Source organism: Cryobacterium roopkundense (assembly GCF_014200405.1).
In the GTDB taxonomy this organism is placed as follows: domain Bacteria; phylum Actinomycetota; class Actinomycetes; order Actinomycetales; family Microbacteriaceae; genus Cryobacterium; species Cryobacterium roopkundense.
Genome location: NZ_JACHBQ010000001.1, coordinates 2,951,467 through 2,975,639 on the forward strand (window position 1 = coordinate 2,951,467; position 24,173 = coordinate 2,975,639).

General features: G+C 68.9%; 21 protein-coding genes. 13 read left to right on the forward strand and 8 right to left on the reverse strand.

Annotation, left to right across the window (positions count from 1 at the left end):
* Nucleotides 1-63: 63 nt before the first annotated feature.
* From BJ997_RS13825 to BJ997_RS13835, 3 genes are all read right to left on the reverse strand, one after another.
* Nucleotides 64-1,248, reverse strand: a complete 1,185-nt coding sequence (locus BJ997_RS13825; RefSeq protein WP_035838731.1) for a thiolase family protein — start codon at nt 1,246-1,248, stop codon at nt 64-66.
* A 196-nt stretch (nt 1,249-1,444) separates the two neighbouring features.
* The gene (locus BJ997_RS13830; RefSeq protein ID WP_035838734.1) at nt 1,445-2,251 is read right to left on the reverse strand and encodes a TrmH family RNA methyltransferase; all 807 of its coding nucleotides are present in this window, start codon (nt 2,249-2,251) and stop codon (nt 1,445-1,447) included.
* A gap of 368 nt (nt 2,252-2,619) precedes the next feature.
* Nucleotides 2,620-4,110, reverse strand: a complete 1,491-nt coding sequence (locus BJ997_RS13835; RefSeq protein WP_420827185.1) for an NAD-dependent succinate-semialdehyde dehydrogenase — start codon at nt 4,108-4,110, stop codon at nt 2,620-2,622.
* Between the two features lie 223 nt (nt 4,111-4,333).
* Here BJ997_RS13835 and BJ997_RS13840 point away from each other — a divergent pair, with 223 nt between their 5' ends.
* The 10 genes from BJ997_RS13840 (at nt 4,334) to hpaD (ending at nt 15,370) form a co-directional block, all read left to right on the forward strand.
* Entirely contained in the window at nt 4,334-5,047 is a 714-nt protein-coding gene (locus BJ997_RS13840) for an IclR family transcriptional regulator (RefSeq protein WP_268871400.1), read from the forward strand.
* Between the two features lie 260 nt (nt 5,048-5,307).
* Nucleotides 5,308-6,654 (forward strand): MFS transporter, encoded by a 1,347-nt coding sequence (locus BJ997_RS13845; RefSeq protein WP_183323531.1) that lies wholly within the window; start codon nt 5,308-5,310, stop codon nt 6,652-6,654.
* 75 nt (nt 6,655-6,729) lie between these two features.
* Entirely contained in the window at nt 6,730-7,443 is a 714-nt protein-coding gene (locus BJ997_RS13850; protein ID WP_084141555.1) for a GntR family transcriptional regulator, read from the forward strand.
* Between the two features lie 225 nt (nt 7,444-7,668).
* Nucleotides 7,669-8,583, forward strand: coding sequence for a VOC family protein (locus BJ997_RS13855; protein WP_084141558.1), 915 nt, complete (start codon nt 7,669-7,671; stop codon nt 8,581-8,583).
* Nucleotides 8,584-8,767: 184 nt separating this feature from the next.
* Nucleotides 8,768-9,268 carry an alpha/beta hydrolase gene (locus BJ997_RS13860; RefSeq protein WP_244962818.1) on the forward strand — a complete coding sequence of 167 codons (501 nt, stop codon included), beginning with the start codon at nt 8,768-8,770 and terminating at the stop codon, nt 9,266-9,268.
* Between the two features lie 228 nt (nt 9,269-9,496).
* Nucleotides 9,497-10,960, forward strand: a complete 1,464-nt coding sequence (locus BJ997_RS13865; RefSeq protein ID WP_035838740.1) for a fumarylacetoacetate hydrolase family protein — start codon at nt 9,497-9,499, stop codon at nt 10,958-10,960.
* On the forward strand, nt 10,945-11,631 hold the full coding sequence (locus tag BJ997_RS13870; RefSeq protein WP_035838742.1) for a GntR family transcriptional regulator: 687 nt from the start codon (nt 10,945-10,947) through the stop codon (nt 11,629-11,631). Before BJ997_RS13865 ends, BJ997_RS13870 begins: the two co-directional genes overlap by 16 nt.
* On the forward strand, nt 11,632-12,582 hold the full coding sequence (gene dapA / locus BJ997_RS13875) for a 4-hydroxy-tetrahydrodipicolinate synthase (RefSeq protein WP_035838745.1): 951 nt from the start codon (nt 11,632-11,634) through the stop codon (nt 12,580-12,582). It abuts the gene before it with no gap.
* Nucleotides 12,579-14,120, forward strand: a complete 1,542-nt coding sequence (gene hpaE, locus BJ997_RS13880) for a 5-carboxymethyl-2-hydroxymuconate semialdehyde dehydrogenase (protein ID WP_052542557.1) — start codon at nt 12,579-12,581, stop codon at nt 14,118-14,120. The genes dapA and hpaE overlap by 4 nt, the downstream gene beginning before the upstream one ends.
* A gap of 179 nt (nt 14,121-14,299) precedes the next feature.
* Nucleotides 14,300-15,370: a 3,4-dihydroxyphenylacetate 2,3-dioxygenase gene (gene hpaD, locus BJ997_RS13885; RefSeq protein WP_035838748.1), complete on the forward strand. Its 1,071-nt coding sequence runs from the start codon at nt 14,300-14,302 to the stop codon at nt 15,368-15,370.
* A gap of 154 nt (nt 15,371-15,524) precedes the next feature.
* Here the strand turns inward: hpaD and BJ997_RS13890 are convergent, their stop codons facing one another.
* Together BJ997_RS13890 and BJ997_RS13895 are read right to left on the reverse strand one after the other, a co-directional pair.
* Nucleotides 15,525-16,256 (reverse strand): response regulator, encoded by a 732-nt coding sequence (locus tag BJ997_RS13890; RefSeq protein ID WP_183323532.1) that lies wholly within the window; start codon nt 16,254-16,256, stop codon nt 15,525-15,527.
* Nucleotides 16,253-17,521 carry a sensor histidine kinase gene (locus tag BJ997_RS13895; RefSeq protein ID WP_084141855.1) on the reverse strand — a complete coding sequence of 423 codons (1,269 nt, stop codon included), beginning with the start codon at nt 17,519-17,521 and terminating at the stop codon, nt 16,253-16,255. The genes BJ997_RS13890 and BJ997_RS13895 overlap by 4 nt, the downstream gene beginning before the upstream one ends.
* Before the next feature lie 156 nt (nt 17,522-17,677).
* On the opposite strand from BJ997_RS13895, the gene BJ997_RS13900 reads away from it, so the two are divergent.
* From BJ997_RS13900 to BJ997_RS13910, 3 genes are read left to right on the forward strand one after another with little or no spacing between them, the layout of a single operon-like run.
* Nucleotides 17,678-18,658, forward strand: a complete 981-nt coding sequence (locus tag BJ997_RS13900; RefSeq protein ID WP_035840090.1) for a Bug family tripartite tricarboxylate transporter substrate binding protein — start codon at nt 17,678-17,680, stop codon at nt 18,656-18,658.
* On the forward strand, nt 18,655-19,347 hold the full coding sequence (locus BJ997_RS13905; protein ID WP_084141767.1) for a tripartite tricarboxylate transporter TctB family protein: 693 nt from the start codon (nt 18,655-18,657) through the stop codon (nt 19,345-19,347). Before BJ997_RS13900 ends, BJ997_RS13905 begins: the two co-directional genes overlap by 4 nt.
* Nucleotides 19,335-20,870, forward strand: a complete 1,536-nt coding sequence (locus BJ997_RS13910) for a tripartite tricarboxylate transporter permease (protein ID WP_035840091.1) — start codon at nt 19,335-19,337, stop codon at nt 20,868-20,870. Before BJ997_RS13905 ends, BJ997_RS13910 begins: the two co-directional genes overlap by 13 nt.
* A gap of 175 nt (nt 20,871-21,045) precedes the next feature.
* On the opposite strand, the gene BJ997_RS13915 is transcribed toward BJ997_RS13910, so the two are convergent.
* Genes BJ997_RS13915 through BJ997_RS13925 form a run of 3 tightly spaced genes read right to left on the reverse strand, consistent with a single transcriptional unit; the run spans nt 21,046 to nt 24,130 of the window.
* Nucleotides 21,046-21,783, reverse strand: a complete 738-nt coding sequence (locus tag BJ997_RS13915; RefSeq protein ID WP_084141770.1) for an alpha/beta fold hydrolase — start codon at nt 21,781-21,783, stop codon at nt 21,046-21,048.
* Nucleotides 21,780-22,379, reverse strand: coding sequence for an isochorismatase family protein (locus tag BJ997_RS13920; RefSeq protein WP_035840093.1), 600 nt, complete (start codon nt 22,377-22,379; stop codon nt 21,780-21,782). The genes BJ997_RS13915 and BJ997_RS13920 overlap by 4 nt, the downstream gene beginning before the upstream one ends.
* A 20-nt stretch (nt 22,380-22,399) precedes the next feature.
* Complete coding sequence (locus BJ997_RS13925; protein WP_236629143.1) at nt 22,400-24,130, reverse strand: D-alanyl-D-alanine carboxypeptidase/D-alanyl-D-alanine-endopeptidase; 1,731 nt, start codon at nt 24,128-24,130, stop codon at nt 22,400-22,402.
* Between the last annotated feature and the right edge of the window lie 43 nt (nt 24,131-24,173).

The following is a 24,173-nucleotide window of genomic DNA, read 5'->3' on the forward strand; positions in this document are numbered from 1 at the left end:
CAGTCGGTGTGGCGGCGGCGAGACCGCGGGGGAAAGCGGCCCGTGCGCATCCGTTGTCAGGCATCAGAGTCGCTCGATCACGGTGGCGTTGGCCATGCCGCCGCCCTCGCACATGGTCTGCAGGCCCCAGCGTCCGCCGGAGGATTCGAGTTCGCCCAGGAGAGTGCCGAGCAGCCGGGTGCCCGAGGAGCCGAGCGCGTGGCCGAGGGCGATGGCGCCGCCGCGGGGGTTGAGCTTGTCCGGATTCGCGTGCAGTTCCTGCTGCCAGACCAGAGGCACGGTGGCGAAGGCCTCATTCACCTCGTAGGCGGCGAAGTCGTCGATGCCGAGGCCGGTGCGCTCGAGAATGCGACGCGTGGCCGGGATCACGCCGGTGAGCATGAGCAGCGGGTCGCTTCCGGTGACCGCGAAGGAGTGGAACCGGGCCCGCGGCGTGAGGCCGAGCTGCTCGGCCCGCTCGGCACTCATGATGAGGGCAGCGGATGCCCCGTCCGTCAGCGGCGAGGAGTTGCCGGCGGTGACGTGCCAGCGCAGCTCCGGGAACCGGGCCGCGAGCTCTTCGGTGTGGAACGCGGGCTTCAGACCTGCAAGCGATTGCATTGTCGTGGCGGCGCGGATGGTCTCGTCGACGGTGAGAAACCGACCGTCGGCCGTGGTGACCCCCACGAGCTCGCCCGTGAAGTCACCGCGCTGCGTGGCCGCGTTGGCGAGCCGGTGGGAACGCTCGGCGAAGGCGTCGAGCTGCTCGCGTTCGAGGCCCCACTTGGCGTTCATCAGCTCGGCGGAGACACCCTGGTTCACGAGCCCGTCGGGGTAGCGCTCGTGCATGAGGGTGCCGTAGGGGTCCTGACTCGCGACGGACGATCCGAGCGGAACCCGGCTCATCGACTCGACACCGCAGGCGATGACCACGTCGTAGCTGCCCGCCTTGATGCCCTGCGCCGCGAACGTGGCCGCCTGTTGACTGGAGCCGCACTGCCGGTCGAGTGTGGTGCCCGGTACCGAATCCGGAAAGCTCGCGCTCAAAAGCGCGGTGCGGGTCACGTTGTAGCTTTGCTCGCCGACCTGGCTGACGCATCCGCCGATCACGTCGTCGACGAGGGCAGGGTCGAGGTCGTTTCGGCTCAGCAGCTCGGTCAGCACTCCCGCGAGGAGGTCGGCCGGGTGCACGCCGCTGAGGGCGCCGCCGAGCTTGCCTCGGCCCGACGGGGTGCGCACGACATCGACGATGACAGCATCATTGCTCATGCTCCCAGCCTATGCCGGTCGTGGCGCTACGTGAACTCCTTGCCGTTTCGCCGATCGGGGACGGCCCCGCGCCTAACTCCTGCAGATTCTCTGCCGGCCACAATTCGGTCCCGGAATTACGCGACCGCCCAACCAGGCCTCTCCCGATTTGCAGGAGTTATGCGCGGATCGGCGGGGGCGACGAGAGCGGATGCGGCTAGGCCGAGAGCGCCCACATGGCGACGGCGCTGGCCGCGGCCACGTTGAGCGAGTCAATGCCGTGCTTCATCGGGATCTGCACCACGCTGTCTGAGGCGGCGAGAGCCTCGTCGGTGAGCCCGTCTCCCTCGGCGCCGAGGAGCAGCGCGAGGCGCTCGTGACGCTGGCCGTTGAAGTCGCGCAGGCTCACGGCATCCGCTGTGAGAGCGAGCGCCGCCACGTGGAAACCGTGCCGAGTGAGCAGCGCGCGGGTCTCGGCCCAGTCGCCGACGCGGGTCCACGGCACCTGCAGCACGGTGCCCATCGACACCCGGATCGACCGGCGGTAGAACGGGTCGGAGCAGCGCGGCGTGACAAGCACGGCGTCGGCGCCGATCGCGCCGGCCGAGCGGAAGATCGCGCCGACATTGGTGGGATCCGACACGTTCTCGAGAATCACGATGCGCCGGGCGGAGGCGAGCAGGTCGTCGGGGTCGGGCAGCGCCGGGCGGTGCATCGCCGCGATGAGGCCGCGGTGCAAGATATAGCCGGTCAGCTCGGCCAGCAGCTCCCCCGGGCCGACGAACACCGGGATGCGGTCGGCCCAGTCGCCGAGAACGGCCACGGCCTCCTCGGCGGTGTTGCCGAGCGCGAGCACGGACCGCGGCGCGTGCCCGGACCGCAGCGCGCGCTCGAGAACCAGTGCCGATTCGGCGATATACAGGCCGTGTTCCGTGCCGCGGGCCTTCTTCAGGGCCACATCGGTGAGGTGCGCATAGTCAACGAGCCGGGGATCGCTCAGGTCGGCAATCTCGATGACAGGCATCCGCCAAGTCTATCGAGCGGGTTCGCCGGCCCCCGGTGTCGTGGCCAACTCAGGAAAACCTTCGGGGAGCGGATGCCGGCCCCCGGAAACACGCGGCGGCTGCAGCCTCCGCTCCCGGATTACCTGACCTTGCCACCCGCGCCGACGCATAACTCCTGCAGATTCTGGGCCGGTCACAATTCCGCACCGGAAACACGCGGTAGTCCCGCCGGGCCGCTTCGAATTGCAGGAGTTATGCGCCAGGACCGCGGGCCCTCGTGGCCAACTCAGGAAATCCACGCGGGAAGCGGATGCCGACCCCGCGAAACCGCGGGGGCCGCGGCATCCGCTGCCCAATTACCTGAATTAGCCACGCAGACCCGGGGCGGTCAGGCCAGGAACGGGTCGGGCGTGAGCGTGTACTTGGTCGACAGGTACTCGCGGATGCCTTCCAGGCCTCCCTCCCGGCCGAGCCCGGACTGCTTGACGCCGCCGAACGGCGCCGCGGCGTTGGAGACTACGCCGGTGTTGAGCCCGAGCATGCCCGACTCGAGGCGGTCGATCATGCGCTGGCCGCGGGCGAAATCGGAGGTGAACACGTAGCTGATGAGGCCGAAGTCGCTGTCGTTGGCCATACGCACGGCCTCGTCTTCGGTACTGAACGGCGTGATCGCCAGCACCGGGCCGAAGATCTCCTCGGCGAGGATGTCGCTGCCGGGCGTGACCCCGCTGATCACGGTGGGGGCGTAGAACGTGCCGGGCCCCTCGACAGCGGCGCCTCCGGTGTGCAGCGTCGCGCCGCGGGTGATTGCGTCCTGCACGAGCGCGTCGGACTTGCTGACAGCGGCGGCGTTGATCAGCGGGCCGATCGTCACGCCGTCCTCGGTGCCCCGCCCCACGGTGAACCCGTTCACGCGTTCGGTCACCCGGCGGGCGAACTCGGCGGCAACCGACTCGTGCACGATGAACCGGTTCGCGGCTGTGCACGCCTGGCCGATATTGCGGAATTTGGCGATCATCGCACCGTCAACGGCCTTGTCGAGGTCGGCGTCCTCGAACACCAGGAACGGAGCGTTGCCGCCCAGCTCCATCGAGGTGCGCAGCACGTTGTCGGCAGACTTCCGGATCAGGGCCTTGCCCACGCCCGTGGAGCCGGTGAAGCTGAGCTTGCGCAGGCGCGGGTCGGCGATGATCGGGTCGGAGACCGCGCCCGACTCGGAGGTGGTGATCACGTTCACGACCCCGGCGGGCAGCCCGGCCTCCTCGAGCAGCGCGACGAAGTGCAGGGTGGTGAGCGGGGTCAGCGCAGCGGGCTTGACGACCACTGTGCAGCCCGCGGCGAGCGCCGGCGCGATCTTGCGCGTAGCCATGGCGAGCGGAAAGTTCCACGGGGTGATCAGGAAGCACGGTCCCACCGGGTGCTCCGACACGATCATGCGACCGGTGCCCTCGGGGTTGGCGCCATAGCGTCCGCTGATGCGCACGGCCTCCTCGCTGAACCAGCGCAGGAATTCGCCGCCATACGCGACCTCGCCGCGCGCCTCAGCGAGGGGCTTACCCATCTCGAGCGTCATCAGCAGGGCGAACTCCTCCTTACGCTCTTGCAGCAGGTCGAAGGCCCGGCGCAAAATCTCGCCGCGAGCGCGGGCGGGGGTTGCGGCCCAGCCCGCCTGGGCGGCGACGGCAGCGTCGAGGGCGGCCGCGCCATCCGCTACCGACGCGTCAGCGATGGTCTTGATGACCTCGCCGGTGGCCGGGTCGACAACGGGGAGGGTCCGGCCGGCGGATGCCTCCACCCACTCCCCGTTGATGAACAAGCGGCTGGGAACGCGGCCCAGCAGCTCTGCTTCGGCGGCGTTCAATTCTGTGACCTGAGACACGGTTCCTCCTCGAAAGTGTGGTTCGTCAAATCTACCCGCCCGTCACCGCCGCGAAGTCGACTGAGATTTCACGCCACTGGTACCGCTGAACCGTTTCACCGGCCCGAATCTGGCAAAATCACCGTCGAATTCGCAGGGCGCAGCGGGAGTGACGTCGAGCCGTTCTATAATCGAACGCGGCGTTCGGCGAACGAACGCGGCAAACGGATGCGAGGATCTCACGGTGTCACTCAGCTCGGGCAGCCCGGCGCCGCATTCCCAGACGCTGTCTCGCGGCATCCGCATGCTGGAGATTCTCGCGGACAGCGAGGAACCCCTGACGATCGCCGCGCTCTCGGGCCACCTCGGCGTGCATCGCTCCATCGCCTACAGAATTTTGCGCACCCTCGAAGACCACGGTCTGGTGACTCGGGACGCCGCCGGAGCCGTGCAACTCGGCCCGCGGATGGCAGCCCTCGCGCGGGGCGTCTCCCGGGATCTGCAGACCGCGGCGCTGCCCGAACTGACCCTCGCAGCGAACGAGCTCGGCATGACGGCGTTCGTGACGGTGCTGGACGGCAACGAGGTTGTCACGCTCGTGAGCGTGGAGCCTCGTCACGCTCACGCGACGGTTGCGCAGCGGCCGGGAACGCGGCATCCGCTTGCCGTGGGAGCGCCAGGGATCGCGATCCAGTCCGGCCTCGGCGCGGCGCAATGGGCAGAACTCGGGCACGACGAGGCCCGCCGCAGCGAGGCCGGCGGGGTTCGTAACGTGGGTTTCGCCCGCAGCCACAACGAGGTCATCTCGGGACTGTCGTCGATCGCGGTGCCGCTGATGATTTCAGGGCGCGCGCCCGCCGCCCTCGCCGTGGTCTACATCTCGAGCGCGCACGCCCCGGCTTTCATCGGCGCCAGACTCGCCGCTGCGGCAGAAGTCATCGCGGCAGAGCTGCGCTGAGGCTCCGGCGGCGGCCCGGGCCCCGCACGGCCGGCACAAACCTTGACCCGGGCCGGGCACCCCAAACGGGCCTCCATATCAGCTGCAGAATTCGCGAAACCGCAGGTCACGATGTGATCGCTGGCGACCCGCATCGCACGGGCCTTTTCGTGGCCGCAGGAACATATGCGCAAAAGTGGCGCTGGAGGCCCTGCAGATGATATATCTTCTGTGATACGAAAGCTTTTTTCAGTCCAGAGTGAGATACAAGGGAGTATTCCATGGCTTTGACGACCGAGCTCGCGCGCAGCGCCAGCGCCAAACGCAGCGAAGAACGTCGCGTTCTCGCCGGCACGATGGTGGGCACCACCATCGAATGGTACGACTTCTTCATTTACGCGCAGGCCGCCGGCCTCGTGCTTGCCGGGCTGTTCTTCGCGCCGCTCGCCGGCGAGAACGCGGGCCTGGCCCAGCTGATCGCCTGGGCCTCGCTCGGCATCAGCTTCCTGTTCCGTCCGCTCGGCGCCATCGTGGCCGGCCACCTCGGTGACCGCCTCGGCCGCAAGGCGATGCTGGTCTTCACTCTCATCATGATGGGCGCGGCCACCGCCCTCATCGGGCTACTCCCCACCTACGACCAGATTGGCGTCTGGGCGCCGGTGCTGCTCATCCTGCTGCGCATCCTGCAGGGCTTCTCGGCCGGCGGCGAGTGGGGCGGGGCAGCGCTCATGAGCGTCGAGCACGCCCCCGTCACCAAGCGCGGCTTCTTCGGCGCTTACCCGCAGATCGGCGTTCCGGTCGGCCTCATCCTCGCCACCGGCGTGATGATCCTCGTCACCACGTCGATGAGCGAGGAAGCCTTCCTCAGCTGGGGCTGGCGCATCCCATTCCTGGTCTCCGTGCTGCTCATCGTGGTCGGCTGGGTCATCCGCCGCGCTGTCGCCGAGAGCCCCGTCTTCAAGGAGATGCAGACCCGCAAGAAGGAGTCCGCCGCCCCGCTCAAGCAGCTGTTCAAGAACCACAGCCGCCAGGTCGTGCTCACCGCGCTCATCTTCATCGCCAACAACGCGGCCGGCTACATGCTCATCGCCTTCTTCAACTCCTATGCCACCAAGCCTATCGACGCCGGCGGACTCGGCATGGAGCGCACCCCCGTGCTCATCGCCAGCACCGTCGCGGCGTTCTTCTGGCTCGCGTCGACCATGCTCGGCGGCATCCTCTCCGACAAGATCGGCCGCGTGCGCACGTTCCAGCTCGGCTACGCCTTCCTGTTCCTCTGGGCGATCCCCATGTTCCTGCTCATCGACACCGGCGACATCGTCTGGTACAGCGCCGCGCTCATCATCCTGGCGGCCGGCCTCGGCTTCTCCTACGGCCCGCAGGCGGCCCTCTACGCCGAGATGTTCCCGGCCCAGGTGCGCTACTCGGGCGTCTCCATCGGCTACGCCCTCGGTGCCATCCTCGGCGGCGCCTTCGCCCCGCTCATCGCCCAGCTGCTGCTCGACAAGACCGGGCAGTCAGTCTCCATCGGTGTCTACCTCATGGTGCTCGCCGCGATCTCCTTCGTGGCCGTTAGCCTCGTGAAGGAGACCCGCGGCGCACCGTTGGGTGTCTCCGCGCACGACTAGCCCCCTGGGTCGCCCGGGCTCCGGCCCGGGCGACCGCTCGAATATCATGTGAGCTACCGAAAGCGCAGGATTCGAATGCTCGACCAGACTGAATTTCACACGGATGCCGCGACGCCGGCCAACACCGCAGCATCCGCCCCCGAGCCCCTCAGCAAGGCCATCCTCGCGTACCAGTGGATCAAGGAACGCATCACGGACGGCAGCTTCAGCCCCGGTTATCGGTTGGTGCTGGGTCAGATCGCCGCGGCGGTCGGTGTGAGCCAGGTGCCCGTGCGCGAGGCCATCCGACTGCTCGAATCCGAGGGGCTGGTGACCTTCGAACGCAATGTGGGCGCCCAGGTCGCTGTGATCGACGCCGATGAGTACGTGCACACCATGCAGACCCTCAGCCTCGTGGAGGGACTCGCGACGGCCCTCGCCGCGCCGGCCCTCGCCCCGCACACCCTGCAGCAGGCCCGCGCCATCAACCAGGCGATGGCAGAATGCCTGCTGGATTTCGACCCGGTGGCATTCACCCGGCTCAATCGGGAGTTTCACACGCTGCTGTTTGAGGCGTGCTCCAACCCGCATCTGCTCGATCTCGTTGACCGGTACTGGGTGCGGCTCGGCACCATCCGCGAGTCCACGTTCAGCTTCGTGCCCGGGCGCGCGACCGAGTCCGTGGCCGAGCACACGGCCCTGCTCGACCTGATCGCCTCGGGCGCCGACCCGCTCACCATCGAGATGGCGGCCCGCAATCACCGCCTCGCCACCGTGAACGCGTTCCTGCGCCAGCAGCACAGGGCCTGACCCGCTCCCTGGCGCACCTCTCGGCCCCCGCCGTGCATAACTCCTGCAGATTGTGAGACGGCCACAAATCAGCCTCGGAATCACGCGGAAGGTCGGCCGCTCCGTGACGGTGTGCAGGAGTTGTGCACGCGGTCGGCCGGGGACGTCGATAATTACTTGAAGCTACAAGCAATTGCCTGTATGGTTGAAGCTACAAGCAATGCCGACCTCCGACAGGGAGCACCCATGACCAACGCGACCGACGAGCGCATCCTCAACGCCAGCACTTCGATGGGGGCGGTCACCCTGCGGGTCGGCGACCTGAGCGGCATGTCGGACTACTACTCGCGTGCGTTCGCCCTGGAGCCACTCGAGGAGCGCAGCCGCGGCCGCGAGGTGCACCGCGTGCTCGGCCGCGGGCTGACCCCTCTCGTGCGGCTCGTACACACCCCGAACCTTCCCGGCGTCGACCCGCGCCAGGCGGGCCTGTTCCACACTGCTTTCCTGTTCGAGACCCCCGCCAGCCTCGCCACGACCGTTTACCGTGCGGCACAAGACCCGCGCAGTGTGTTCATCGGCTCCAGCGACCACCTCGTGAGCGAGGCCTTCTACTTCACCGATCCCGAGGGCAACGGCGTCGAGCTGTACACCGACCGGGACCGCTCGGAGTGGGTGCGCCAGGGCAACGAGATCCAGATGGCCACGAACTACCTCGACCCGCAGGCGTACCTCCAGCGCCACCTCAACCCAGACACAGCGGATGCCGCACCGTCGATGGCAGGAACCGTGGGGCACGTACACCTCCAGGTAGGCGACATCGAGACGGCGCGCGCGTTCTACGTCGAGGCGCTGGGGTTCGAAGCCACCCAGACCCGCTATACCGGCGGACTCTTCGCCTCGGCCGGCGGCTACCACCACCACGTGGCGATGAACGTCTGGAACAGCCGCGGTGCGGGGCCGCGTGCCGCCAGCCTCGGCCTCGCCGATGTGGCGGTCACCGTGCCCGACGTCGCGGACCTCGAGTCCCTGAAGACGCGACTGCAGGCGCGTTCGATCCAGTTCGGCAGCGACGGCCATTCCGTCACGGTCGCTGACCCGTGGGGCACTCAGGTCACCGTCGCGCTCCCCGACCTCTCGACCGAGGAGTTGATCGCCCGATGACCGTCCCGCTGCGAGACGTGCGCTCTGGTGGGTGGCCCGAGAACAACGCGGTCCCCGCTGTCGCGCTGCTGCTGCACGGTTTCGGTTCCACCGAGCATGACCTGACTGGACTCGCGCCGGCACTTGGACTCGCGCCGGCACTTGGCCTCGCCCGGCACCCGGGCTCGCCCTGCCCTGGGCCTCCCTGCGCGCGCCGGTCGACGTCGGCAACGGCGGCGCAGCATGGTTCTCGATCACGACTCCCGGAAACCCCGACGCTCAACCGGTCGTCGAGGCGACAGCCGCAATCTGGGCTTGGGTCGACGCGCACGTCCACGCCGGCACCCGAGTGATTCCGATCGGTTTCTCGCAGGGCGGCCTGATGGCAAGCCAGCTGCTGCGAACCCGGCCCGAGCGAGTGCTCGCCACTGTCGTACTCGGCGGATTCGTGCTGGGCGCGCCGCAGCCGGGCGACCCGGCACTCGCCGTGAGCCGTCCGCCCGTTTTCTGGGGACGCGGCGCGGAGGATCACGTGATCGCGGAGGCGGCGATCGACCGCACCGGCGCCTACCTGCCAGAGCACTCCACACTCGCCGAGCGGGTGTATCCCGGCCTGGCGCACGGAATAAGCGAGGCGGAGATTGGGGACGTACGAGCCTTTCTGGCGACCCACGCCGCCCACGCCGAACGGCAACTCGCCACCTGACCCCCGCTGATGCCGGCGCAGTCACGCCCCAAACCGGCCAGCGCTGCGCTCCCGCGCGCTCCACACCTGCTCGGGCGGCTGGTATTACAGCGGCCCGCGCCGGTTTGGGGTGCGCCGACGTGTCCGCACCCTCCCACCGGCGGCGCAGCCGAGGAAACCGGGCATCGACAGCAGCCCGCAGATCGTATATGGTTTCCTATATAACCCGCAGTGCTGCGAGAGGACGCCATGACAGACGAACCGTATCCGTTCATCGGACGGCCCGGCAAAGTGATTGCCGTGCACATCAACTACCCGTCCCGGGCGGCCCAGCGCGGACGCACTCCCGAGCAGCCGTCCTACTTTCTGAAGCCAGGCTCGAGCGTCTCCTCCACCGGCACCGCCATCGTGCGTCCAAAGGGCAGCGAACTCCTCGCTTTCGAGGGTGAGATCGCGCTGATCATCGGGCGTCGCGTGCGCGGTATCCGTCCCGAAGACGGCTGGGCAGCTGTCTCCGGCGTCACCGCCGCGAACGACTTCGGCGTCTACGACTTGCGCTACGCCGATAAGGGCTCTAACCTCCGGTCCAAGGGCGGCGACGGCTTCACCCCGCTCGGCCCGAACGTGCTCCCGGCCGAGTCCGTCGACCCGGCCGCCCTGCGCGTGCGCACCTGGGTGAATGGCGAACTCGTGCAGAACGACACGACCGCCGACCTGCTCTTCCCGTTCGGTCGTCTGGTGGCCGATCTCGCCCAGCTCATCACACTCGAACGCGGCGACGTGATCCTCACGGGAACGCCCGCCGGGGCATCCGTTGTCTCGCCCGGCGACACCGTGGAGGTTGAGGTGGACGCACCCACTGCGCCCGGCGCGCCCACCAGCGGCCGGCTGGTCACCCCGGTCATCGAGGGCCGCTTCGAGCTCGGCGACTTCGGCGCCCGCCCGCAGGTCGACGACCACCAGCGCGCAGAGGCGTGGGGCTCCGCGGAGGCCGCCGGACTGGCAACTCCCCCAGCCTTCGAACTCACGGAGGAGCTGACCGGGCGCATCAACAGCGTGGGAACGGCGACCCTGAGCGCCCAGCTGCGCAAGCGCGGCTTCAACGCGATGAGCATCGACGGGCTGCGGCCGATGCATGCCGACAAGCGCATGGTGGGCCGGGCCCGCACGCTGCGCTTCATCCCGGCCCGAGAAGACCTCTTCACGAGCCACGGCGGCGGCTACAACGCGCAGAAACGCGCGTTCGACGGCCTCAACCCCGGCGATGTGCTCGTGATCGAGGCCCGCGGCGAGACCGGCACCGGCACTGTCGGTGACATCCTCGCCCTGCGCGCCCAGGTGCGCGGCGCGGCCGGAATCGTGACCGATGGCGGGGTGCGCGACAGCGCCGCCGTCGCCGCGCTCGGCCTCCCCACCTACCACGCCGGCGCCCACCCGGCGGTGCTCGGCCGCTGCCACGTGCCGTGGGACGTGGACCTCACCATCACCTGCGGCGGCGCGGCCGTGCAACCCGGCGACGTGGTGATCGGCGACGCCGACGGCGTGCTGGTCATTCCCCCGCACCTGGTCGAATCCGTGGTCACCGACGCGATCGAGCAGGAGCGTGAGGAGACGTTCATCGCCGAGCGCGTCGCCGCCGGCGACGGCGTCGACGGTCTCTACCCGATGAACGCCGAGTGGAAGGCGCGGTACAGCGTGTGGCTGCTCCGCTGACATCGCCCGCGCCCACTGTCGGCAAGGCGCAGCTCGCCTACGACTGGCTCAAGACCCGCATCAACGACGGCACGTTCGGGCCCGGCTACCGCCTCGTACTCGACCAGATCGCCCGCGACATCTCCATGAGCCCCGTGCCGGTGCGTGAGGCCATCCGCCGCCTTGAGGCTGAGGGCCTCGTGACGTTCGCCCGCAACGTGGGCGCCCAGGTCGCCATGCTCGACCCCACCGAGTACGAATACACCATGCAGACCCTGGGCCTCGTGGAGGGCGCCGCCACCGCGCTCTCGGCTCCGACACTCCCAGCGGATGCCCTCGACCGGGCCCGCCAGATCAACGCCGACATGGCCGAGACTCTCACGCACTTCGACCCGGCGCGGTTCACCGCCCTCAACCGCGACTTCCACTCCGTGCTCTACAGCACATGCCCCAACCCGCATATTCTCGACCTCGTTCACCGGGGCTGGAACCGGCTCTCCGTTCTGCGCGAGTCGACGTTCGGCTTCGTGCCCGGCCGCGCCGCCGAATCTGTGGCCGAACACACTCACCTGCTCGACCTGATCGAGGGCAAGGCCGCCTCGATCGAGATCGAGCTCGCCGCCCGCAACCACCGACTCGCTACCCTCGAGGCATTCCTTGCCTCCCGCACCACTCGTCCGGAAGGAAAATAAATGAAGTTCCGCAGCAACCCGAGCCAGATCCGCGGCTCCATCGCCGCCCTCATGACGCCGTTCACCGCCGGTGGTGCAGTCGACCACGCCGGCCTGACCAACCTCGTGAACTGGCAGATCGCATCCGGTTCACACGGCATCTCGATCGGCGGGTCGACGGGGGAACCGAGCTCGCAGACCATCGCGGAGCGCGCCGAGGCGATCCGCACTGTGTCCGCCGCCATCAACGAACGGGTGCACTTCATGGCCGGCACCGGATCCGCCAAGCTCGACGAGACCCTCGAGCTCACCGCCGCCGGCCGCGACGCCGGCATCGACGCGGCGCTGATCATCACGCCGTACTACGCCCGCCCCACCCAAGAGGCGCTCTACGTGTGGTACAAAACGGTGTGCGAGGAGTTTCCCGACCTGCCGATCGTGGCGTATAACGTGCCGAGCCGCACCGCCGTGGACATCGCTCCGGAGACCGTGTACCGCCTCTTCCGCGACTTCGACAACTTCGTGGGCGTTAAGGAAACCACGAAGGACTTCGAGCACTTCTCCCGCGTGCTTCACCTCTGCGGGCCCGAGCTGCTGGTGTGGAGCGGCCTCGAGCTGCTCTGCCTGCCGCTGATGGCCCTCGGCGGCGCCGGCTTCGTGAGTGCCACGAGCAACATCGCCCCTGCCGCCTCAGCCCAGATGTTCGAGGCCTGGGAGTCGGGCGACTTCGCCACCGCGCGCCGGATCCACTACGGCCTGCACCCTCTCGTCGACCTGTTGTTCGTGGAGACCAACCCCGCTCCCGGAAAGTGGGTGATGCAGCAGCGCGGCCTCATCGAGTCCGCGTTCGTGCGCCCGCCGCTCATCGAGCCGACCCCCGGCGGCATCGCGAAGATGCGCATCCTGATGGACGCCGGCTCCGAGTTCCTCACGTCCACCGCCGGCTTCACCCTCGCCGGAGCGGCCAAGTGAGCGCGGAAGCCACCACCGCGGCATCCGCTCACCCGGCGCCCGCGGCGGCGCACTACGTGCCGGAGAACCTTCCCACGCACCTCCAGCACTTCATTGGCGGGCGCTTCGTCGACAGCGTCGGCGGCGAAACCTTCGACGTGCTCGATCCCGTGTCGAATCAGACCTACGCCACGGCGGCCGCCGGCCAGCAGGCCGACATCGACCTCGCCGTGGCCGCGGCAACGGATGCCTTCCTCACCGGTCCGTGGCCTCGGCTCAAGCCCCGCGAGCGCTCGCGTATTCTCAACCGCATCGCCGACGCCGTCGAGGCGCAGGACGCCAGGCTCGCCGAACTGGAGACATTCGACACCGGCCTGCCGATCACCCAGGCGCTCGGCCAGGCGCAGCGCGCGGCCGAGAACTTCAGGTTCTTCGCGGACCTGATCGTGGCGCAGGCCGACGACACCTACAAGGTTCCCGGCAGCCAGATCAACTACGTGAACCGCAAGCCCGTAGGCGTCGCCGGCCTGATCACGCCGTGGAACACCCCCTTCATGCTCGAGAGCTGGAAGCTCGCCCCGGCGCTCGCCTCCGGTTGCACCGTCGTGCTGAAGCCGGCCGAATTCACGCCGCTGTCGGCGAGCCTCTGGGCGGAGATCTTTCGCACTGCCGGCGTGCCGGATGGGGTTTTCAACCTGGTCAACGGCATCGGCGAGGAGGCCGGCGACGCGCTGGTGAAGCATCCGGAAGTACCGCTCATCTCGTTTACGGGCGAGACGACCACAGGGCAGACCATTTATCGCAACTGCGCGGCGAACCTCAAGGGCATGTCGATGGAGCTCGGCGGCAAGTCCCCCGCCGTCGTGTTCGCCGACGCCGACCTCGAGGGAGCCATCGACTCGACACTGTTCGGTGTGTTCTCGCTCAACGGCGAGCGCTGCACGGCCGGCAGCCGCATCCTCGTGGAACGCTCGGTCTACGACGTATTCTGCGAACGGTATGCGGCGAGGGCTGCGAGCATCGTGGTGGGCGACCCGCACGATCCGGCCACAGAGGTGGGCGCTCTCGTGCACCCCGAGCACTACGCCAAGGTGATGAGTTACGTGGAGATCGGCAAGTCCGAAGGCCGCCTGCTCGCCGGCGGCGGCCGCCCCGCGGGCCTGCCGGAGGGCAACTACGTGTCGCCGACTGTGTTCGCCGACGTGCCTCCCACGGCGCGCGTGTTCCAGGAGGAGATCTTCGGCCCCGTGGTCACGATCACCCCCTTTGATACGGATGCCGAGGCGCTCGAGCTCGCGAACGGGGTAAAGTACGGCCTCGCGGCCTACATCTGGACCACGAACCTGGTTCGCGCACACACGTTCGCGCAGTCCATCGAGGCCGGAATGGTGTGGCTCAACTCCCACAACGTGCGTGACCTGCGCACCCCGTTCGGCGGAGTGAAAGCCTCCGGGCTCGGCCATGAGGGCGGGTACCGTTCGATCGACTTCTACACCGACCAGCAGGCCGTGCACATCACCCTCGGTCCCGTGCACACCCCCCGCTTCGGCGCCCCCTAACCCCCACCTGTGCTGCACGGGGCCCGGGCCCGGAACGCGGGCCCAGTCTAGATACTGGGCCTACGTTCACACGGTGGGCCCAGGCCACCCGTGCACCGGGCCCGGGCCCCGAACAACGCCGGTTCGCCGCGGCCGGCGCCACGCATCCGCTTCAGACACTCTCAACGAGGAGACCCCCCATGACCTTCATCCCCACCCCCACAGTTCCCGCGCCGGACATTCTGCGCTGCGCCTATATGGACATCGTCGTGAACGACCTCGCGAAGTCGCGCGAGTTCTACGTCGACATCCTCGGCCTCGTCGTGACCGAGGAGAGCGACACCGAGATCTACCTGCGCGGCTTCGAGGAGTTCATCCACCACAACCTCGTGCTGCGGGTCGGCCCGGTTGCGGCCGTCGCCGCCATGGCGTTCCGGGTGCGCACCCCCGAAGACGTCGACCTCGCGGAGGCTTACTACCAGCAACTCGGCTGCCGTACCGAGCGCCGGCGCGAGGGCTTCGTCAAGGGGGTGGGCGACAGCGTCCGGGTGGAGGATCCGCTCGGCTTCCCTTACGAATTCTTCTTCACGGTTGACCACGTGGAGCGCCTGTCCTGGCGGTTCGACCTGCACGGGCCTGGCGCGCTCGTGCGCCTCGACCACTTCAACCAGGTGACGCCCGACGTGGGCCTCGGCCGCAAGTACCTCGAAGACCTGGGTTTTCGCGTCACCGAAGACATCCAGGACTCCGACGGCGTCACCTATGCGGCGTGGCTGCGCCGCAAAGACACCGTGCACGACACCGCGCTCACCGGCGGCGCCGGGCCGCGCATGCACCACATCGCCTTCGCGACGCACGAGAAGCACAACATCATCTACATCTGCGACAAGCTCGGCGCGCTGCGCAAGAGCGACCTGATCGAGCGCGGGCCGGGCCGCCACGGCGTCTCGAACGCGTTCTACCTCTACCTGCGCGACCCCGACGGCCACCGCGTGGAAATCTACACACAGGATTACTACACCGGCGACCCTGACAACCCCGTGGTGACCTGGGACGTGCACGACAACCAGCGCCGCGACTGGTGGGGCAACCCCGTGGTGCCCAGCTGGTACACGGATGCCTCGCTCGTGCTCGACCTCAACGGCAACCCCCAGCCGGTTCTCGAGCGTGACGAGCCCACCGAGATGGCCGTCACCGTGGGCGCCGACGGCTTCTCATACACCCGCCAGGACGACACCGTGGCCGGCTTCAAGCTCGGCAACACCCTGTAGGGGCGGCCGCGGCATCCGCTCCGGGTCGGCCACCCGCCCATAACTCCTGCACATCGGAACGACCGTGCCGGACGACCGCGTGATTCCGGGGTCGGATGGCGGCCCGCTCCGGATTTGCAGGAGTTATGTACAGAAGCGGCGGGGAAACCGCCGGTTACCCGGGGGCGAGGCTGAAGAGCAGTTCCGGGCGACCGCGCACGCCGTAGCGGTGCGTGACGAGCGCCTGGCCGGAGAGACGCAAGAAGTCGAGGTAGCGCCGGGCGGTGCCGCGGGCGAGGCCGCACGCATCGGCCACATCGGCCACGCTGCTCACCTCGCGGGCGCGCAGCACGCCGAGCACAAGCGCCACGGTCGGCGCCGAGAGCCCCTTGGGCAGGCGCGCCTCCGGCACGATGGCGAGCGCTGCGGTGTCTGGGCGGGGCGCCGGCCGTGCGGGCAGAAACATGCCGTCTATGTCGGCCTGGCGCAGTGCGCCACGGAAGTCGTCTGACGACCCGACACCGAAACCGGCCCGGTAGGCGGCGAGCCGCAGCTCGAACACCGAGCGGGAGAACGGCTTCATGAGGTAATCCGCCACGCGCGCCGCGGCCGCCTGCCGCACGGTAACCGGCTCGTTCGCCGACGTCACCACGATCACGTCGATCGCGTCGCGCGTGAGACCGCGCAGCCGGTGAAGCACCTCGATGCCGCTGAAGTCGGGCAGGTGCATGTCGAGCAGAATCAGGTCGACCTCGTTCGCCGCGGCGAAATCCACCGCCTCCTGCCCCGTGGCGGCCGTGCCCACCACGGTGAAACCGGCGAGCCCTTCCACATACCGCACGTGCAAGCGGCACACGGATGCGTCGTCGTCGACGATGAGAGTGCGGATCGTTCCCGGAACGCTCACGATTCCGCCCCTCTGCCCGCCGCGGGCAGCACGGCCGGCAGGGTCGCCGTGAAGCGCGCGCCACCGGTGGGCGACTCGCCCACATCGAGGGTGCCACCGCCGCGGCGCACCAGATCGCGAACGAGAGCGAGCCCGACGCCGCGGGGAATCTCGACCCCCGCACGGCGCTCGCGCCGCTTCGTGCTGAACCCGCGTTCGAACAGTCGGCCGCGCGCGGCGAGGTCCAGCCCCGGCCCGTCGTCGCAGACGGTGACGGAGAATGCGTCATCGTCGGCCGTGACGAGCACGTGCACGCGGCCCGCGGCATCCGTGGCCTCGACCGCGTTGCTGAGCAGGTTCGCGACCACGGTGACGGCGGCCTCCGATACGCGGCCGGGCAGCACCCGCGAACCGGCACCCACCTGCAGCGACCCGCCCCCGCGCTCGAGTTCAGCCGACCGCGCCGCGAGCAGGGCCGCGAGCCCCGGGTCGTCGACAAGCGCCGGCGCTGACCCGGCCGAAACGGGCACGATGGAGCCGATGAAGTCGAGCGCGTCTGCCCGGGCGTCTGCCTCCACGAGTCCGTAAAGAACGTGCAGTCGGTTGGCGAATTCGTGGGTCTGCTCCCGAAGCACGGCGGCCAGTCGGCGTTGCACGTCGAGTTCGCGCAGCTCGAACTCGAGCCTCGCGACCCGGCGGCGCACAGCCCTGTCCACGGCGGTGGCGCCGAGAAAGCCCAGTACGAGGGAGCCAAGCACCCAGGGCACGAGCCGCAGCAGGCTCTCGTCGAGGTCGGCCACAATATGACTTTCGAGCAGGCCCACCGAGGCCGTGCCGATGACGAGGCCGTCGGCGGTGATCGGCACCTTCGCGCGCAGGGTGCGGCCCAGCGTGCCGTCTTCGACCCCCACGAACGTCTCCCCGCGCAGCACGGCGCTCGCGTCCGTGGAGACCTGCTCGCCCACCAGGGACGCGGTGGGGTGGGTGAGCCGCATGCCTGTCCCGTCGGTGATCACCACGTAGTCCACCCCGGATGCCTCGCGCACCAGTTCGGCGAGGGGCTGCAGCACCTCGGCCGCGTCGGGGGCGCCGATGGCGGCGATCACGGCTGGCAGGTCGGCGAGGCTCTCGGCCACGTCGGAGACGCGCTCCACCGTGGCGGAGCGAATCTGGGTCTCCTGCACCCGCAGGGCAACCACCGTGGTGACGCCGACGCACAGCGAGACGATGGCCACCTGCAGCAGCAGGAGCGAACCGCGGCGCAGCATCCATGTGGTGGGCGGCATATGTCTCCAGACCCCGTCGTCAGGTGTTGTGGCGAATGCAGCTAAGTGCATCAAAGAGCAGAAAGGCCGATCCGCGCGAGTGCCGGACGGCCTCCTGCAATGGTAGAGCAACTCCCGCGGCAACAACGATGTCGCTGTGTAGAAAGGGTTTCGCGCATGAAAAAAGCGATTCTCACGGCCGCGTTCGCGACCGTGACCGCCGTTCTGGTGCTCGCCGCCACCGCCAACGCCAGCTCGGCTGGCGGCGGAGCGACGGCACGCAGCAAGCTCACCATGATGGCTCCGGCCGCTCCCGGCGGCGGCTGGGACGCCTTCGCCCGCGAAGGCCAGCAGGCCCTGCGTGCGAACGGCATCGTAAACAACGCCCGGGTCATCAACGTTCCCGGCGCCGGTGGCACGATCGGCCTCGGTCAGGTGGCCCAGATGCCCGGCCGCGAAGATCTGCTTCTCGCCACCGGCGCCGCCATGATGGGCGGCATCGAGCTCTCCACGGCCGACGTGTCCTTCGACGACGTCACCCTCATCGCCCGTGTCGCCGACGACTACAACGTGCTCGTCGTACCGAAGGACTCCCCCTACGAGACCATCGACGACTTCACCGCGGCCTGGGCCGCCGACCCGGGCGGGCACGCCATCGCCGGGGGCTCGCTCGGCAGCATCGACCATCTACTCAGCGGGCTGCTCGGCCGCGAGATCGGCATCGACCCGCGCGACGTGAATTATGTCGCCTACGCGGGCGGCGGCGAAGTGCTCACCTCCCTGCTCTCGAACACGGCCTCGGCCGGCATCTCGAGCTACAACGACTTCCGCGATCAGATCGAGGCCGGCTCGGTGCGCGCCCTCGGCACCTCGGCCGCCGAACCGGTGGACGGCATCGACGTACCCACCTTCATCGAATCCGGCTACAACGTGGAGATGAGTAACTGGCGCGGCTATGCGGCCCCGCCCGGCATCAGCCACGAGGCCCGCCAGGAGCTCGTCGACATCGTCACGGAGATGCACGCCACGTCCGAGTGGGACGACTCCATGACCCGCAACCGTTGGAGCGACAGCTACTCCATCGACGGCGACTTCGAGGAATTCATCGCCACCGAGAGCGAGCGCGTGCGCTCCATCATTGAGGAGCTCGGACTGTGAGCAACACGACCCCGACCGACGACAGGTTCCACCCGCCCGCCGATGTCTCGACAGCGGATGCCGCGGCATCCGCTCGCGAGACCGCGCCCCAGCCCTGGCTGGCCGGCCGCAGTGAGCTCGTGGTCTCCGCCCTTGTACTGGCGATCGCCGTGTTCCTCACGGTGGGTATCGTCACCATGGACGTTCCTGAGGGCACCGCGACCCCCGGGCCGCAGTTCTTCCCCACGATCGTCGCCGGGCTGCTGTACGTGCTCGCGGTCCTCCTCGCCGTTCAGGTCGTGCGGGCACCCCGCCCGGTCGACGGCGACAGCAACGTGAGCCGGGTGGGCATGTCCAGCGACATGCTCAACGATCTCGGCGACATCGACACGACCAGCGAGATCCGCGTCATCCGCTCCTCCGTGCACCCCGCCACGAAGAAGAAGATCGGCCTGACCGACTGGAAGACCACCGGACTCGTGCTCGCGAGCGTGATCGCGTTCATCCTGCTGCTGCAGCCGCTCGGTTGGCTGCTCTCCGCCGCCGCGCTGTTCTGGGCGCTCTCGCGGGCCCTCGGCAGTCGACGCCCGATGTTCGATATCGGCGTCTCGCTGATCTTCTCCTCGTGCATGCAGCTCGCATTCTCGGCCGGCCTCGGCCTCACCCTTCCTTCGGGAATTCTGACGGGAGTCTTCTCATGGATCAGCTAGCCAACCTTCTTGAGGGCTTCTCGGTGGCCCTCACCCCGATGAATCTGGTGTTTCTGCTCATCGGCGCGATCCTCGGCACCGCGGTGGGTGTGCTGCCCGGGCTCGGTTCCGCGATGGCTGTGGCCCTGCTCCTGCCGATTACGTTCAGCCTCGACCCCACCGGCGCGTTCATCATGTTCGCGAGCATCTACTTCGGCGGGCTGTTCGGGGACTCGACCTCGGGCATCCTCTTGAACACCCCCGGCAATTCCTCGGCCATCGCCACCTCGTTCGAAGGCCATCGCATGGCCAAGGACGGCCGGGCGGCGAAGGCCCTCGGCACGGCCGCGATCGGTGCCTTCACCGGCGGCATCATCGCCACGACTCTCGTGGTGTTTCTGTCCCCGTACCTCGTGCTGCTCGCCACCCTGTTCGGGCCCGCCGAGTACTTCGCCCTCGCGGCCTTCGCGTTCGTGGCCATCTCCGCCGTCGTCGCCGAATCTGTCGTGCGCGGGCTGATCGCGCTCGGCATCGGTCTCTCACTCGCGATGGTGGGCATCGACGGCCAGAGTGGCGCGGCCCGTTTCACCCTGGGCATGCCCGAGTTCTTCGACGGCATCTCGATCATCGTCGTGACGGTGGGCCTCCTCGCGATGGGCGAGGTGCTGCACGTGGCCTCCCGCATCCACCGCGAAGACCCGCGCGCGCAGGTGAAGACGCACGGCTCGCCGTACCTGAACTGGCGTGAATTCAAGCAGGCGTTCCCTGCGTTTCTGCGCGGCACAAGCTTCGGGCTGCCGTTCGGCGCCATCCCGGTGGGCGGCTCAGAGGTTCCCACGTTCCTCGCCTACGGCACGGAGAAGAAGCTCGCCAAGCGGCGCGGTGACACGATGTTCGGCACCCGCGGCGCCATCCAGGGCGTGGCCGGGCCGGAGGCGGCCGGCAACGCCACCGCCGGTACCGCGATGGGCGCGCTGCTCGCGCTCGGCCTGCCCACGTCGGCGACCGCGGCCATGATGCTCGCGGCGTTCCAGCAATACGGCATGCAGCCCGGGCCGCTGCTGTTCGAGCGCAGCGCCGACCTCGTCTGGCCGCTGCTCGCGAGCCTGTTCGTGGGCCTGGTCATGCTGCTCATCATCAACCTGCCGTTCGCGTCGGTCTGGGCGAAGCTGCTGCTCGTGCCCAAGCACTACCTGTACGCCGGAGTCGCCGTGTTCTCGGTGTTCGGCGTCTATGCGATCGCCTCCTCGATGAAGGACCTCTGGCTGCTCGTGGCGATCGGCGTGCTCGGCTTCGTGATGCGCCGATTCGCCATCCCGCTCGCCCCTGTGCTGATCGCGGCCATTCTCGGCCCGCTCGCCGAAACCGAGCTGCGCCGGGCCCTGGCGGTGTCCGAGGGCGACATGGCCATCCTGGTGGGCTCGCCGATCACGGTGTCGCTCTACTCGGTGATGGCCGTGGCGATCCTCATCAGCGTGGTGCAGCACGTACGGCACCGGCGGCAGGCTGCTGCTATTCCCGAGAAGGTGACGGCGGCTGGGTAGCGGCCGGCGGCATCCGCTTCGGTGTGTGTGCGTCGTGTGGCGTGGTGTGTGGCCAATTCAGGAGAAGCGCCGGGCATCGGCCCGGGCGGCCAGGCAAACGCTGGGCCCACACCGAACCCGCCACCGGATCTCCTGAATTCGCCACCACAACAGCGGGCCAGCGGATGCGGCCGGGTCAGGTCAGGAAGTCCAGCGCCGCCACCTTGAAGGCCCGGGAACCGAGCGCGTTCATGTGCGTTCGGCCGGGCAGACCGAGGTATTCAGCGCCGACGGTGCGGGCGAGCTCGGCCACTCCCTCGGGGATGGGGTCGGCGCTGCCGGCCACGTAGAAACGCGGGATGCCGGCCGGCACATCGAGCACTGACCCCGTCATGCCTTGCACGCACGCGAGTAGCGCCGGGCGGTTGGCCCCGCCGGCGATGGCCGCGCCGAGCACCGCGGCGATCGTGGGGTCGTTGGGCAGCTGGCCGTCGGTCACGAAACGCTCGACCGCGGCGGGGTCCCACGTGGCGAAGTGTTCGATCGGACCGGCGCCGCCGAGAACCACGCGGCGCACGCGCTCGGGAGCGAGCCGGGTGAGCGCCGCCGCCACGCGCGAGCCGAGGGAGTACGCGATCACGTCAACCTGTTCGAGTTCGAGGTCGTCGAGCACAGCCACGAGGTCGGCGGCCATCTGCCGCGGGGCGTACTCGGCGGCCCGCTGCGGGGCGTCGCTGCGGCCGTGGCCGCGCAGATCCGGCGTGATCACGCCGCGACCGGCATCCGCTAAGAATGCGACCCAGCCGGTGACGCCCCAGGTGTCGGCGGCCGTGGACGCGAAGCCGTGCACGAGCAGCACGGGCCGGTCGCCGGGAACCACGTCGTAGGCCACACGCACGCCATCGAGGCGCCGGGCGACGTGCGGCGCGCTCAATCGAGCACGGTCGTGGTGGTCGACACAGCGAGAACCGCGCCCATGTGGGCCAGTTCGGCGAGCGCGGCCTGGCTCGCGGACTCGTCGACGCCCGCGATCAGATCAGTAAACACGCGCACGTGCTGGCCGTGCTCGAGCGCGTCGAGTGTCGAGGCGCGCACGCAATGGTCCGTCGCGAGGCCGACCACATCCACATCGGTGACACCGCGCTGGGCGAGCAGCGCGCCGAGGGTGTCGCCGACACCAGTTTTTCCCTCGAAGATGGAGTAGCCCGGCTCGCCTTGGCCCTTGTAGATGTGTACGGCACGGTCGGGCAGAACCAGATCGGGGTGGTACTCGGCGCCGGGGGTGCCGGCCACGCAGTGCACGGGCCAGGTGCTCACGAAGTCGGGTTCGCCGGTCAGGGCGATGTGCCCTCCGTTGTCGCTGTCGGCAGTGTGCCAATCCCGCGAGGCGAAGATGTGCCGATACGCCTGCGGATGCGCCGCGAGTAAGGCGCTGATGCCGGCCGTGACGGCCGCCCCGCCGGTAACCGCCAGGGCGCCGCCCTCCGTGAAATCGTTCTGAACGTCGATGATGAACAGGGCGCGGGTCACGATAGCTCCTTTGCTAAGGGTTAGTTGTTAGACAGATTATCGCCGCATCGGAAGAAGCCGGCGGTAATCGTGTCGATGGCCTGTTTCGCGTTGTCGCTCACGTTGCCGAGGGCGTAGACGGCGAAGGTGAGCGGGGTGCCGTCGGCGGCACGGATGATTCCGGAGAGCGTGTAGCCGGTGGTGATCCAGCCGGTTTTCGCGAAGACGGCGCCGTCTGCCACCGAGTTCGGGCCGGCAAACCTGTCGCTGTACGAGAGCGAACCGGAGGGTCCTCCAGCCACCGGAAGGCCGTCGAAGATCACGCCGAGGTTGCCCTCCCGGGCGTTGATCTTCACGAACAGGGCGGTCATGTACGCGGGCGACACGGCGTTGGCGGGACTGAGCCCGGAGCCGTCCTTGATCACGATCCCGGTCGTGTCGATCCCGTACGGGGCGAGGCCGTCCACCACACCCTGCTGCAGCGACGCGAAGTCGTTGCCGGCGCCGCTTCTGATGGACGTGAGTCGGGCGAGCATCTCGGCGATGGTGTTGTCGGACACGATGAGTGACTGCGTGATCAGGGTGGACACCGGTTGGGACTGCACCGAGCCGAGCTGCGCGGCACCGGGTGGCGCGGTGCCCTGGCTCACGGTCACACCGCCGCCGAGGGCTTCTGCGAAGGCCTGCCCGGCGCGCGCGACGGGGTCTTCGCTGCGCGGGGAGGTGCTGCGGCTCGGGTTGTCGCGGTCCCCGTCCACCTGCAGGGCTGTGATTTCGGGCATATAACCGAGGCCGAGTTCGGAGCGGGCCCAACCATCGTCCCACTCGGGGCCGGAGAAATAGCTTGAGTCGAGCACCAGGCTCGTCATCGGCACGCCCGCGTTGGCGGGGTCGGCGTCCCACGCCGCCCGCGCCTGCGCGGCTAGATCGTCAAGGTGCGCGGCGCCGGTGTAGAACGGTTCCGCCCCGCTCGGCAGCCTGGAGAGCGTGAGGTCTCCGCCGCCCACGAGCACGACCTGGCCGGGCTCGCTGCCCTTCACGACGGTGGTCGTTGCCCGAAAATCTGGGCCGAGCACGCTCAGCGCTGCAGCGCTCGTGACGACCTTGAGCACGCTCGCCGTGGCAGAGGCTGTCGTACCGCCGCGGTCAAAGAGCACCTCGCCGGTCGTGGCGTTCATGACCTGGCCCTGAAAATTGGCCAGTCTGGCGTCGGCGGCGAGCCCGGCCACCGAGCAGGTGCGCAGCCGACTGGCTGCGGTCGCTGCGCCGGGGACCGGCCGCGCAGGCGGCACTGTTGCGGTGGGCGTGGGGGTGGGGGTGGCCGTTTCCAGAGCGGATGCCGCGCGCGGTTCCTCCGCGCCGGTCTGGGTTCCCGCGAAGACCGCGCCGGTGCCGAGCAGGGCGAACACGAGGGCCCCGGCCGTGACCAGCCAGGCGCGGGGGTGCCGTGCGAAGACCACGCCGAGGCCGGTGGTCTTCGCGGTGGGCGCCGCGGCCCGAGCGGTTTCGGCGACGGGAAGCACGGTGGTGGTGCCCTCACCGGGAATCACTGTGGTGGTGGCGGCGTCGGCGACGGGAAGCATCGTGGTCGCGGCGTCCGCGGCCGGGAACGCGGCCGTCGCGGCATCGGCGACCACGAGGTGCGCGGTGGCATCGGAATCGGGCAGGGCGGACGTGGCCGCGGCATCCGCTACCGGAAGCTGGGCCGTGGCGTCGTCGTCGAAGGCATCGTCGCGCTTGGCGTCATCGGCCGGAAGGTCTGCTTTGTCCACCCGGTCATGTTAGCCGACGAGCCTTGGCGCGCCGGGATCGTGC

What these genes read in the sequence shown, in the direction of transcription:
- BJ997_RS13910 (WP_035840091.1), top strand. Translation starts at nt 19,335, where the DNA reads ATGGATCAGCTAGCCAACCTTCTTGAGGGCTTCTCGGTGGCCCTCACC.
- BJ997_RS13850 (WP_084141555.1), top strand. Translation starts at nt 6,730, where the DNA reads ATGCTCGACCAGACTGAATTTCACACGGATGCCGCGACGCCGGCCAAC.
- BJ997_RS13825 (WP_035838731.1), bottom strand. Translation starts at nt 1,248, where the DNA reads ATGAGCAATGATGCTGTCATCGTCGATGTCGTGCGCACCCCGTCGGGC.
- BJ997_RS13895 (WP_084141855.1), bottom strand. Translation starts at nt 17,521, where the DNA reads ATGCCGCCCACCACATGGATGCTGCGCCGCGGTTCGCTCCTGCTGCTG.
- BJ997_RS13845 (WP_183323531.1), top strand. Translation starts at nt 5,308, where the DNA reads ATGGCTTTGACGACCGAGCTCGCGCGCAGCGCCAGCGCCAAACGCAGC.
- BJ997_RS13855 (WP_084141558.1), top strand. Translation starts at nt 7,669, where the DNA reads ATGACCAACGCGACCGACGAGCGCATCCTCAACGCCAGCACTTCGATG.
- dapA (WP_035838745.1), top strand. Translation starts at nt 11,632, where the DNA reads ATGAAGTTCCGCAGCAACCCGAGCCAGATCCGCGGCTCCATCGCCGCC.
- BJ997_RS13865 (WP_035838740.1), top strand. Translation starts at nt 9,497, where the DNA reads ATGACAGACGAACCGTATCCGTTCATCGGACGGCCCGGCAAAGTGATT.
- hpaD (WP_035838748.1), top strand. Translation starts at nt 14,300, where the DNA reads ATGACCTTCATCCCCACCCCCACAGTTCCCGCGCCGGACATTCTGCGC.
- BJ997_RS13830 (WP_035838734.1), bottom strand. Translation starts at nt 2,251, where the DNA reads ATGCCTGTCATCGAGATTGCCGACCTGAGCGATCCCCGGCTCGTTGAC.
- BJ997_RS13900 (WP_035840090.1), top strand. Translation starts at nt 17,678, where the DNA reads ATGAAAAAAGCGATTCTCACGGCCGCGTTCGCGACCGTGACCGCCGTT.